At 53.6% G+C, this 12,327-nt stretch carries 8 protein-coding genes; 6 read left to right on the top strand and 2 right to left on the bottom strand.

What is annotated here, in order from left to right; translation table 11 throughout:
- Positions 1-312: 312 nt before the first annotated feature.
- From EU557_RS20780 to EU557_RS20770, 3 genes are all read left to right on the top strand, one after another.
- Entirely contained in the window at positions 313-1,749 is a 1,437-nt protein-coding gene (locus tag EU557_RS20780; protein WP_135532396.1) for an energy transducer TonB, read from the top strand.
- Between the two features lie 226 nt (positions 1,750-1,975).
- A complete protein-coding gene (locus tag EU557_RS20775) occupies positions 1,976-3,202 on the top strand; it encodes a PIG-L family deacetylase (RefSeq protein ID WP_135532395.1) in 1,227 nt (408 codons plus the stop codon).
- Between the two features lie 11 nt (positions 3,203-3,213).
- Positions 3,214-5,100 (top strand): DUF6311 domain-containing protein, encoded by a 1,887-nt coding sequence (locus EU557_RS20770; protein ID WP_135532394.1) that lies wholly within the window; start codon positions 3,214-3,216, stop codon positions 5,098-5,100.
- A 94-nt stretch (positions 5,101-5,194) separates the two neighbouring features.
- Here EU557_RS20770 and EU557_RS20765 read toward each other — a convergent pair whose 3' ends face one another.
- Positions 5,195-6,637, bottom strand: a complete 1,443-nt coding sequence (locus EU557_RS20765) for an aldehyde dehydrogenase (protein WP_135532393.1) — start codon at positions 6,635-6,637, stop codon at positions 5,195-5,197.
- A 47-nt stretch (positions 6,638-6,684) separates the two neighbouring features.
- The gene (locus tag EU557_RS20760) at positions 6,685-7,644 is read right to left on the bottom strand and encodes a glycosyltransferase family 2 protein (RefSeq protein WP_135532392.1); all 960 of its coding nucleotides are present in this window, start codon (positions 7,642-7,644) and stop codon (positions 6,685-6,687) included.
- A 344-nt stretch (positions 7,645-7,988) separates the two neighbouring features.
- Here EU557_RS20760 and EU557_RS20755 point away from each other — a divergent pair, with 344 nt between their 5' ends.
- The 3 genes from EU557_RS20755 (at position 7,989) to EU557_RS20745 (ending at position 12,270) form a co-directional block, all read left to right on the top strand.
- Positions 7,989-8,921 carry a glycosyltransferase family 2 protein gene (locus tag EU557_RS20755; protein ID WP_135532391.1) on the top strand — a complete coding sequence of 311 codons (933 nt, stop codon included), beginning with the start codon at positions 7,989-7,991 and terminating at the stop codon, positions 8,919-8,921.
- Positions 8,914-10,548 carry a hypothetical protein gene (locus EU557_RS20750; protein WP_135532390.1) on the top strand — a complete coding sequence of 545 codons (1,635 nt, stop codon included), beginning with the start codon at positions 8,914-8,916 and terminating at the stop codon, positions 10,546-10,548. The genes EU557_RS20755 and EU557_RS20750 overlap by 8 nt, the downstream gene beginning before the upstream one ends.
- A gap of 87 nt (positions 10,549-10,635) precedes the next feature.
- On the top strand, positions 10,636-12,270 hold the full coding sequence (locus EU557_RS20745) for a hypothetical protein (protein ID WP_135532389.1): 1,635 nt from the start codon (positions 10,636-10,638) through the stop codon (positions 12,268-12,270).
- Positions 12,271-12,327 lie beyond the last annotated feature (57 nt).

Genomic DNA, 12,327 nt, shown 5'->3' with positions numbered 1-12,327 from the left:
CTGATACTGCGCGCTGAACCTAAAATTCTGGCTCAGCTTAGTTGTATGCTGATTGCTAACTATCTAAGAATTATTGCTTAACGAAACTAAGGTCCCGTTCAGCACCAATGCTACTCTCTGTACCGATGTAACTATGAGGCTGTACTTATCTGTATCGGTTTAGTTCGGCGGAGGGGGAAGCAGCTAACGAACCGTAAGCAAATGGCCTAGGGATATTAGGGTGTACTTTTTCTCGCTACTAATCAGTTATTTGCTGAAAAGCACAACCTTTAAGCTAAATAAGCTCCTCCCTTCGAGCGTATAGCCTTCGTTATGCCGATTTTCCGTCCCCTCTCTCTGCTGGCGATGCTGGCAGTTGCCACTGTTGGTTGTCAACGGGAGCAGCCCAAGCGTACCGAACAACGAAGCCCAGCTCTAGCTGACTCGCTGGCCCTAGATTCTATCGTGGAGCCCGTAGCCACTGCCCCAGTTCAGCGGGATTGGCACCATCTTGAGCGACTCACGAATCGGAAGGCCCCCCTGGTGGTATACCGGCGAGGCGTGTTACGCCCGTCTACTTACGATGCTGCCGCCCCACCGGTAGAGGCGCGGTTACAGGACCTGACCTTGAAGGCCAGTGAGTACTTCCAAATAGATCCTTCCCGGCCTGCTGAAGTACAGGGACGGGAGGGTACCATCGTTCGTATTCCGGCTAAGTCTCTGCTAGACGCCCGCCAGCGTCCTGCAACGGGAACCGTGTGGGTAGAACTAAAGGAGTGTTATTCCCTTGCCGACCTGCTTCTCTCCAACTTACTTACAGAAACAACTTCGGGCACCCCATTGGAGTTAGCAGGAGCCGTGTTAGTGCGCGCTACAGCTGGCGGGCAGCAGTTAGCCTTGGCAGCTGGTCAGGAAATGCAGGTGCAGCTATCTAGCGGAGCGCAGCCGCAACTCTTCTACGGCGAAGCAGCCAGCTCAGGAAGCGCATTACGCTGGCATGAGGCCGAGGCCTCCGCACTGCCTGCTGAGAAAATTTACAATTCGGTCGAGCAGATGCCGCAGTATGGTGCTGGTCCCGCCGAAATTAACCAACTGGTGCGTTATCCCAGTCAGGCACTAAGCAACCAAACGCAGGGCGTAGTTTTCGCTTCGTTTATTGTTGACGAAACCGGCCGAGTTAATTCCCCGCGTATCGTAAAGGGCATTGGGGATGGCTGCGACGAGGAGGTCTTACGTGTGCTGCGACAAACCTCTGGCCATTGGCAGCCGGGTAAGCAGGAAGGCCAAGCCGTGAAAGTGCGCCTAACGCTTCCTATTCGCTTTGCCTTTGAGCAAGGAACGGCGTCTGCTGTAGAGGCGCCTGCAGTTGCCGTGCAGAGCCCCAATGAACCAACGGAGGCAGGCAATGATTTTGCAGAAGTGCCAAATGGCATCTGGATTAAGCGCCTAGGATGGATTGCTACGGGAAAAGCTTGGAGCGGAGCCACTACGGCTTATTACGTGCCTATGCCAACTGCTACTGAGCAAACTGCTTTACGCCTGCTAGTGCCTGGGCGCCGGCTAGTGTTGGCCGGGCTCCCGCAAGCCGGCGGGTACCAATTCTTATCTGTGCCAGCCCGTGCCAAGATAGTGCTACTGGGTATGCGTTATGAAAATGGTGCTCCCTTTATAGCCAAGCAAGAGGCACGTACCAGCGCACCGCCTGACTCATTGCACTTCTCAGAGACCTCCCTCGCCGACTTAGAGTCTGCTCTTGACAGGTTTAATTGAGTATGATTATCTATGCCGCTCTTTAATATAATAAGATAAAGTATTCTTTTTATAATGATATAAGGATGTATATTAGCGAGTGAATCTGCACGCCCACCGAGGAAAATAAAACATTCATCGGATAGTGCTCAGCTTGAGCGGGAAATCAGACTCGGAATAGTTAATTTTCGATTCCCTGATCTCCCATCGGCTGCCTTTTGCTGCTCCATCACGCGATTACGCCCGAATGACGTCAACTTTACTCCGAATTTTAGCATTTGGATTGGCCATCGTATGGTCGTTTGCCGCGCAAGCCCAGACGGGAACTACTCCAAAAACGCCTCCAGTTGCAGTATATATTACAGCTCACCCCGATGATTGGCAGCTGTTTATGGGCGCCGACGCTTGCGCCGATGTGCAGAGAGCAGGCGGAAAAGCCGTATTCATTTGCCTTACTGGTGGGCAGGCCAACGAACCCAGCAATGATTTCTGGTTAGGACGTGAAGCCGCTTTTCAAGCGGCAGTACAGCAAGCTGCTAATCTCACTGCTTCAGCTTCAGGAGGGGTGCCTACTACCAAAACAATCACGGTGAAAGGGCATACAGTGGTTATGCAACGTTACCGCAACACGGTTGCTTTCTCGCTGCGCTTACCTGATGGTAACTTGGATGGTAAAGGCCAGCCTCGCGGTGGGTTTCAAAGCATGCGTCAGCTCTTTAAAGATGGTCGCTCAATGTCTCCTCTTGACGGCGGGGCACCCTATGTTTCTTGGGACGACCTAATTCAGACCATCCAACGGATTCTTAAAAAAGAAGTAGGCGACGAGCGTGTAAGCGTGCATGCTCCCCAGCCCGACGAGCGCCATAACCCGCGTGACCACTCTGACCACCGGATGGCTGGGGTCGTGGCTTTGGCTGCCACCAGCAACATAGAGTGCCGGACCTTGCTTTACGTAGGTTATGACAGCCGTCGGCGCCCAACTAACCTACAGCCTCTGCAGACCGCTAATCAGCGGGCGGTGTACCAGGCCTACAGCGAAACTATGACTAGCCGCGGTCAACCATCAGGGTGGGAGCCTTCTCACTTGCAGTTTATAGGGCGGCAGTACTCACAGGTACGCCATAAAAATGGGCAGCAACTAGGAGACACTCTGGCGATTCCGCGCGCACTGCCTTCAGGCAGCCAAAGCGACGGAGAGAAATATACTAGCCTGAAGCTGGAGCCTAATTACCCTAACCCCTTTGACCAATCCAGCTTAATGGCCTACCAGCTACCAGAAGCGGGGGCAGTCTGGCTGCGAGTGTTAGATGTGCAAGGCCGAGAAGTGTTGCGCATGCTAAATGGCGAGCAACAGAAGGCTGGCCGGCATGAGCAATGGCTTGATGTAAGCAGTTTTCCAGCGGCGGGCCTCTATATTGCGGAACTGCGCGTAGGCGATGAGCGTCGCACATGCCGCCTGCAGATTATCCGCTGAGATTATTCAGAATGACGTTTTCGCTTCCGGCGTGGTTACGCCGTCCTTCTCCTGCAGGGCTGCTTCTGGCAGCTCTGTTGCTTCAAGCTGCACTGGTTTTCCGAGCCTTAGGCGCCCTACTGACAGAGCCAGGTCAGCATCTGCTCTCGCCGGGGTACGATGGCCTAAAAAATTACTTCACCTTCCAAGCTTATTTACAGCAGCCGGCAGCAGCTGGGTTTGCATGGTTTGGGATGATGAACCATCCCTTCGGTGATTACATTTTTTACACTGATAATACGCCCTTACTTGCCGCTGCGGTACGGCTATGGTCGCGGTACGTGCACGATATCACGCCCTATGGTATCGATATCTATCATGGGTTATTGTTACTAGGGTTTCTGGCTAGCACGGCACTGTTGGTACTAATCCTGCGGCGGTTATTACACTATTGGGGGCTGGTACTGGTATTCTCCATTGCACTGCCATGGCTCAGCCCTCAAGTTGGGCGCCTGTTGATGGGTCACTTTAACCTCTCGTATAGTTGGGTAGTGCTGCTGGCTATTTGGGGGCTCTTGCGAATTTACGACCGACACCAAGCTAGGCAGCCAATCGGCAAAACGATAGCAGGTTTGGTGTGTGCATTTACTCTTATCTCGTTTCTGCACCTCTATTACCTACCACTGCTAGGCCTGTTAACAGGTTCTTTCTTCGCAGCCTGGCTGCTGCCCAAAGGATATTGGCGCAAGCAGCCTCGGCTAACGCTGGCTGGGGCCGCGCTTTCCGGATTACCACTAGTGCTAAGCGTATTGATTATTCGATTAATTGACCGGTATTACTCTCTGCGTCTCAATGACCCAACCGGCTTTAATTATCCCGCCTGGAAGCTGCAAGTATCGGCCCTGCTGCAGCAGTACTCCTACGAGACGACTCATTTCATAATTCAGCCTACTGCGTACGTAACACAGGAATCTCAGGCGTATTTAGGTGCTTTTGCGTTGTTTGGTTTGGTAGGGTTAGGTGTCGCATGGCTCTTTTCTCGGCCAGCCACCAAGCACTGGTGGAAAAGCTGGGGGCAGACGTCTGAGCGGAAATTCTTGGCACTGCTAGGTATAGCAGCGCTGGTAGGCCTGCTAGGTTCAGTAGGGACCGTATATGATCTTTTCGATGGGCAATACCATATTACTAATTACCTAAGCCCCTTCTTTTACCTGCACAAACTCACGGACAAGGCTTCGCACTTCCGAACGGTAGCACGTTTTAGCTGGCCATTTTTTTGGTTTATAAACCTGTTTGTGCTGGTCGGGCTGGATAATTGGCTGCGCACAAGTCGTCACGCAGTGCGCTGGTGGGTGGCGGCCGGCCTTATTCTACTGGCCTACGTCGATACCCGTGATACGCTGAAGTTCTATAGTCGCAGTTTGCTGCCAAATACTCTAATCAATACTGTCAATCAGACTGAAATTAATCCGCTGGTGTTGTCGGTACGGCCTGAAGAATACCAGGCAATTTTGCCAGTGCCGTATTATCATGTGGGCAGTGAGAATATGGATCTTACCCTCGACGACGACGACCCGCATTCTCGGCACAGTTACCAGCTAGCCCTGCGCACTAACCTGCCGCTCATGGCTACCAAAATGTCGCGGACCCCTCCAGAGCATGCTCGCCTGTTGCGCACTATTTTTGACCCCGCCGGCCCTGACCCCAGCCTGCGCAAGCAACTAGCCATGAACGGAAAACCCGTACTGGTCTTTTTTGATCAGAGCTACTACGATGGTTCTAATGACTTGGCCGGTCGGCAAACCAACCCTTATGCCAAGCAATTAGTAGAAGCCGGAGCTGCTTTCCCCACCAACCAGCACCTGACCTTACTAGCTGAGTCGGGCAAGCTACGGCTGTACCGGTGGGATGTGCGCTAGGCCAGGTAGTAGAGAATAGAGCATCCTTCTGCCTATGCTTCCAAAGCGAACTGCATCAAGTCGATGGCAGTTGACTCGAGTTAATTGCTCGGAGCTAGAGCTTTATGCACACATTTTGCGGCTCCGTAAAAAAACGCAGAGCTTCTAGGCCACCCTCTCGCCCAACACCGGAGTTTTTCACGCCCCCGAAGGGTGTGCGTAAGTCGCGGTGCAGCCAGGTGTTAACCCACACAATACCGCTGTGAAGGGCGTGCGCCACGCGGTGAGCCCGGTTTAAATCGCGCGTCCAGATGGTAGCAGCTAGTCCATACTCGGTGCTGTTAGCCCAGCTCAATACCTGCTCCTCCGTATCGAAAGCCGTGAGCGTGACTACTGGCCCAAAAATTTCTTCTTGGTTAACGCGGCAATCAGGCGCTAGGCCCTCAAACACGGTAGGCTGCAAGAAGTAGCCGCCCGCGCAACGCCCAGAAAGGTAAATCCGCTGTCCGCCGGCCAATAGTTTGCCGCCTTCTTGGTGCGCCAGTTCAATGTAGCTGAGTACCTTCTCCAAATGCGCCTCGCTTACTAAAGCCCCTTGCTTGGTTGCAGCTTCTTGCGGGTCGCCAACCGTAAGCGTTGTTACGCCAGCCAGAAAAGCTTGCTTAAAAGGCTCGTATATAGACCGCTCTATGAAGATGCGCGAACCGCAGAGGCAGATCTGTCCTTGGTTGGAGAAGCTGCTGCGCAAGCTAGTGGCTACAGCCTCGGTCAGGTCGCAGTCGGCGAAAACAAGATTGGGATTTTTGCCACCTAGTTCCAAAGAGAGCTTCTTGAACATAGGCGCCGCAGTGCCAGCAATATGCTGCCCGGTTTTGGTGCCCCCCGTAAAGCTGATGGCTTTAATACCCGGGTGCTCTACAATGGCTTGCCCTGCTGCTAGGCCAGTACCATGCACAATGTTGAGCACCCCCGGTGGCAACCCAGCTTCAATGCACAGTTCACTCAGCAGAAACGCCGTGTAAGGCGTTATTTCCGACGGTTTTGCTACTACGCAGCACCCTGCTGCTAACGCCGGCGCAATTTTCCATGTAAACAAATAGAGCGGTAAGTTCCAGGGGGAGATGCAGCCCACTATGCCCACCGGATGACGCACGGTGTAATTTAGCGCTACTCCTTGCTGAAAGTGAGTTTCAGAAGCAAAGTGCTGAGCTGCAGTGCCAAAAAAAGCGAAATTGCTAGCCGCTCTGGGAATGTCTACGGTGCGGGCCAAGCCAACGGGTTTGCCATTATCCTGACTTTCTGCCTCTGCTAACCGCTCTAAGTCACGCTCAATCAACTCAGAAATGCGCACCAGCAAACGACCTCGTTCCTCAGTCGGTAGCATCCGCCAAGCTGGTAAAGCCGCTTCTGCTGCCTGCACCGCCAGTGCTACATCTGCAGCATCAGAAGCGGGAATTTGGGCAAACACCTGCCCAGTAGCGGGTTCTATGTCCGGCAAGTACTTACCTGAGTGGGGTGGTACGAGGTGGCCGTTAATGTAATTCTGGAAGTGTAGCATAGGGAGCGGAGAAACTATAGAAATATAGTGTTCTGCTCGCGTAAGTGCTACGTGCTACGTGGAGTCGTTGTATCAGGCGGCGTGGTATTCGTCTCGGAGATAATGTACAAGGGCCGTTGCCGTACGTTGGCCGAAAGCCGAGCAATATATTCGCCAATGATGCCTACCGCAATCAGTTGTACACCACCTAAAAACAAAATGCTGATCATCAGCGAAGCCCACCCAGGCTGAAAGTCCCGGGTTACGAAGCGTGAGTATAGGGTGTAGAGCATTACTAAAAACGCTACCCCTGATACTGCAAATCCACTGATGGTAGCAACCCGTAGCGGTACATCAGAGAAGGCCGTGATGCCATCCAACGCAAAGCGCAGCATTTTGCTATAGGTATAGCCAGTAGCTCCGCCGGTTCGCTCGGTGCGGTCATACTCGATGCAGCTTTGGCGGTAGCCAATCCAGGAAATCTGACCTCGGATAAACTTGTTTTGCTCGGGCATCTGCCGCAACGCCGTGACTACTTTCCGTGAAATAATGCGAAAGTCGCCAGTATCTACAGGAATAGAAATGTGGGTTATCAAGGCCAGAACCCGATAGAACAGTTTCGCCGTGAGTCTCTTGGCGGCACTTTCACCCTGGCGGGTACGGCGCTTGGCATACACTACCTCAAACCCTTCCCTAAGCTTTTGATAGAGGTGAGGCAGCAGTTCGGGCGGGTCTTGTAAATCAGCATCGATAATTACCACGGCCTCACCTTGGGTGCGATCTAAGCCAGCTGTCACGGCTATTTGATGGCCAAAATTGCGACTAAAATCAAGGTATCGCACCCGCTCATCACGAGCTGCCAACAGGCGAAGTAAGACCAGGGATTGGTCTCGGGAGCCATCATTAACAAAGATGAACTCATAGCCACCTGGCAGTGCCATATTTTCCACCACTCCTCGCAGGCGCTCGTATAGCGCCGCAATATTGGCCTCTTCGTTGTAAATGGGAATAACGACAGATAAATCCACAGTCGGAGGGTCAGGCAACGATAAGCTACAATAGTAGCATGGGCAGACGAAAGTAGCAGCCCAGCCCTTCTAAGGCAACCCAAGGTTTACCATGCTGCAAGATGATATTACCCCGTCTAGTACGCGTGTTTTTTATAGGAGCAGTATGGGTTAAGTACTTCAAACCTTAGTAAGGTGCAGCCCACCGCGCTACACACGTTCAAATACTTGAGATTTCATAAGGGGTGTAGTTGACCTAGCCTTGATAGTGCATAGACTACTTGCTAAGGGCCGGAACCAGCTTTCGCACTGTCAACATCCTGTTACATTTGTAAAAACTGGTATTTCCCTTGTGTCTATCATCTATGGCTAATCCGTTGCTTTCCGTTGTTATTCCGGTTTTCAACGAGGAAGGCTTGATACCTACGTTGGTTCAGCGCACTACTGAAGCTGTTCGCAGCATCACGGATAACTATGAGATTATCTGCGTTGACGACGGCTCTCGCGACCAGACGCTCCCCCTGTTGCTAGCGGCACGGGTCTCTGACCCGAGGTTAAAAGTGTTGGTATTATCCCGCAACTTTGGTCACCAAGCGGCTTACACGGCGGGACTATTCGCGGCTAAGGGACAATATGTGGCTATGATGGATGGTGACCTACAGGATCCACCAGAGCTGCTGAGCCGCATGTACGAGCTTTTAAAAAATGATCAGTACGACATTGCCTACGGTCACCGCACCGACCGTGCAGAGGGATGGGCTCGCCAGACGCTGATAAAGATGTTCCACAGTGTGTTTCGGAACTTCTCCCGCTTGAAGGAAACCGACAATGTGGGCAACTTTTCCATGATGAACCAGCGGGCACTTCAGGCGTTTCTTTCCCTGAATGAGAAGAACCGCTACCTGCCTGGGTTACGGTCCTTTATCGGCTACCGACAAGTGCCTATATCTTATGCTCGGCAGGCCCGTCACGATGGTACAGTACCTAAGATGTCATACAAACGCCTAATTGCTCTGGCCTTCGATGCGGTGTTTTCCTTCTCCGATCTGCCTATTAAGGTGTGCCTATACACGGGACTTTTTGGCATGGTTATCTGCCTAGCCGGCGGTGTATGGGTGCTAGTTAGTAAAGCTTTGGGTCTGACGCCATTCGGCTGGTCGTCGCTGGAGCTGAGTATTTATTTTGTGGGCTGTATTCAGTTGTTGTTCCTGGGTATTCTGGGGGAGTATGTCTTCCGGATTTACCGCGAAAACCAGAACCGGCCCCTCTATTTCGTGCAGACGTATTTCGATGCGTAAGGTGGCCTCTTTGCGCTTACCCGCCGTGCTAGACCAACGGCCCTGGCTGCCCGTAGGCTTGTTTTTTGGCTTGCTGCTGTTGCTAGGCCTCTGGATTTACTCCGATTACGGTATGTCCATTGACGAGCGCATCAGCCGCGACAATGGCATGGTAACGCTCCGCTACTTGTTTCAGCGGTTTGCTCCCGAGAAAGCCCAGCATCCGGCCTTTGGCCCATACTGGGTGCCTTTGCCTGAATATCAGGATCGAGATTACGGAGTGGCGCTCGAAACACCGCTGAGCTACTTGGAGTTTGTACTGGACCTGGAAACTATGCGGGCGAAGTTCTTATTCCGGCATTTAGCGACGTTTGTGGTGTGCTGGGGCGGGTGCGTGGCGTTCTATCAACTGGCACGGCGGCGCTTTGGCTCCTGGCAGTGGGGCCTGCTCGGGGCGCTGTGGCTGGTGCTGAGCCCGCGCCTGTTTGCCGACTTCTTCTACAACGACAAGGACGCCGTATTCATGGCCCTGTTCGCCGTCGGCCTAAATACGGGCGTGCGCTTGGTGCTGCGCCCCACGCTAAGCCGGGTCTTGTGGCACGCGCTGGCCTGCGCCCTGACCATTGACGTGCGCATCATGGGGGTGCTGCTGCCGGCGGCCACGCTGGCCTTGCTGCTGGTGCGCGTGGTGTACGGGGAGGTGCGCCCGGGGCGGGCGCTGGGACTGGGCGGGCTGTATGCGGCCCTGACGGCGGGGCTGGTGGTGGCCTTCTGGCCCTACCTGTGGCCCGCCCCACTCGACAACTTCCTGCTCGCTTGGCACAACATGAGTTCGTTTCGGTGGGATGGAGAGGTATTATATCTGGGTCGCATAGAGCGCTCGGTGGCTTTGCCCTGGCACTACCCCTTCGTCTGGATTGGGGTGACGACTCCGCTGTTATACGTGGTCACATTTCTGATAGGGGCAGTTTTGGTTGCGTGCCGCGTGTTGCAGAATCTGCGGCAGGTAGGCTTGCGGTTGTGGCGCACGGAACAGGAATTGCAGGACGTGTTTTTTCTTGGTATGGGCATGGCCCCACTCATAGCCGTGGTGGTAATGCACGCCGTGCTCTATGACGGATGGCGCCAGCTGTATTTTGTTTATCCGGCGCTGCTGCTCATTGCATTGCGGGGCCTATGGAGCACCGTGCATTGGGCTGCAGCGCAACGCCTATGGGCGCAGTGGCCTAGAGTAGTGGGCGCTATCGTAACCATGAGTGCGGTAGTGGTGGCAGGCAAAATGATCGAAGCTCACCCGCTACAAAACGTATACTTCAATCCTTTGGCAGGTTCCAATCTGCTGCAGCGCTTCGAGATGGATTACTGGGGGCTGAGTTACCGCCAGGGACTTGAATACGTTTTGGCCACTGACAACCGGCCTCACATTACCATCAGCACTCCACAGCCCAGTTCGGCGGCTTTCAGCATTTATCTATTGCCGGAAGCGGAGCAACACCGCTTTTCATTCGTGGATGATATGAGCAAGGCCGATTACTTCCTCTCGACCTACCGCGGGCATACGTTGCCTTATGAGTTTGCCAACAAGGAAGTGTATCAGACGCGCGTTGGGGGCGAGTTGGTCATGTCGGTATTTCGCATGCACTGGTAAAAAATGAACGAGCAATGTATACACGCGCTAAGCGGCTTCAATACGACGCTAGAGACCTAGCGTTTTTATACCCTTCTGCTTTACTTTATGAATGCACTTGCTACAATTAAGGCTGTAACACAACAATATCCCAGGGGAATAGTCATTAGCTTCTTTGTGTTTTTTCTGCTGCTGGGCTTACTAGTCTACCATGATTATGGAATGTCAGTTGATGAGGAAATCAGCCGCAACAACGGCATGGTCACCCTAAAGTATCTTCTACAGCGCTTTGATCCCGACTTTGTTGCTCAGGATCCAGCATTCGCTTCCTACTCAGTGCCGCTAGAAGAGTACTTTGACCGCGATTACGGAGTAGCATTTGAAACCCCTACTTGTTACCTAGAGCGACTCTTGCGATTGGAAACCACACGCGAGCGGTTCTTATTCCGGCATTTAGCGACGTTTGTGGTGTGCTGGGGCGGGTGCGTGGCGTTCTATCAACTGGCACGGCGGCGCTTTGGCTCCTGGCAGTGGGGCCTGCTCGGGGCGCTGTGGCTGGTGCTGAGCCCGCGCCTGTTTGCCGACTTCTTCTACAACGACAAGGACGCCGTATTCATGGCCCTGTTCGCCGTCGGCCTAAATACGGGCGTGCGCTTGGTGCTGCGCCCCACGCTAAGCCGGGTCTTGTGGCACGCGCTGGCCTGCGCCCTGACCATTGACGTGCGCATCATGGGGGTGCTGCTGCCGGCGGCCACGCTGGCCTTGCTGCTGGTGCGCGTGGTGTACGGGGAGGTGCGCCCGGGGCGGGCGCTGGGACTGGGCGGGCTGTATGCGGCCCTGACGGCGGGGCTGGTGGTGGCCTTCTGGCCCTACCTGTGGCCCGCCCCACTCGACAACTTCCTGCTCGCTTGGCACAACATGAGCCATTTCCGGTGGGGTGGATACGTATTATATCAAGCCAGCGTACAGCCAGCTACCACCTTGCCCTGGCATTATGCGCCGGTATGGATTGGCATCTCTACGCCCTTGCTCTACGTGGTCAGCTTCCTACTAGGAGGTAACATAGTGATTTGGCAGATGGTTCGGCGCCTGCGAGCTGGTGGCTTACGTCTTTGGCGCACCGAGCAAGAAATGCAGGATGTACTTTTCTTAGGCTTGGGTGTGCTACCAATACTGACTGTTATCGTACTGAAGTCAGTGCTGTATGATGGATGGCGGCAGCTGTACTTTGTGTATCCACCCCTACTGCTGATAGCGGTGCGCGGCCTATGGGCACTGTGGCACTGGCGACCGGCCGTATCCTTTTTAGCAATGTACTGGTCCAGGGTAGTTGGTCTGACAACGGGAGTGTGCATGCTAAGTGTGGCGGGGCAAATGATGGAGGCTCATCCGCTACAAAATGTATATTTCAGTCCGCTGGCGGGCCCCAATGCGCCACAACATTTCGAGGTAGATTACTGGGGTTTAAGCTATCGGCAAGGCTTAGAATGGATTTTGACCAACGACCCCCGGCCCCATATTGTCTGGAGTGCTCCGGCCTATAGCTCAGCTCCTCTTAACATCTACCTGTTGTCGCCGGAGGATCAGAGTCGCTTATCCTTCGTGGAAGATCAGAATCAAGCTGATTACTTTCTTACTACCTATCGTCAGCAGCCCCAGGAGTATGAGTTTCAGAACAAGGAAGTATACCAGTTACGAGCCAATGGCCGCCGTGTGCTGTCAGTGTTCAGGATGCGCTGGTAAACCAGTATGAGAGTATTCACTATGTACCAATTAAGGAACTGGGTCACGTTGCTGCTT

Origin of the sequence: Hymenobacter wooponensis, assembly GCF_004745865.1 — a bacterium.
GTDB lineage: Bacteria > Bacteroidota > Bacteroidia > Cytophagales > Hymenobacteraceae > Hymenobacter > Hymenobacter wooponensis.
The sequence above is the reverse complement of the archived record's forward strand: the minus strand, read 5'-3'. Positions and strand labels throughout refer to the sequence as shown.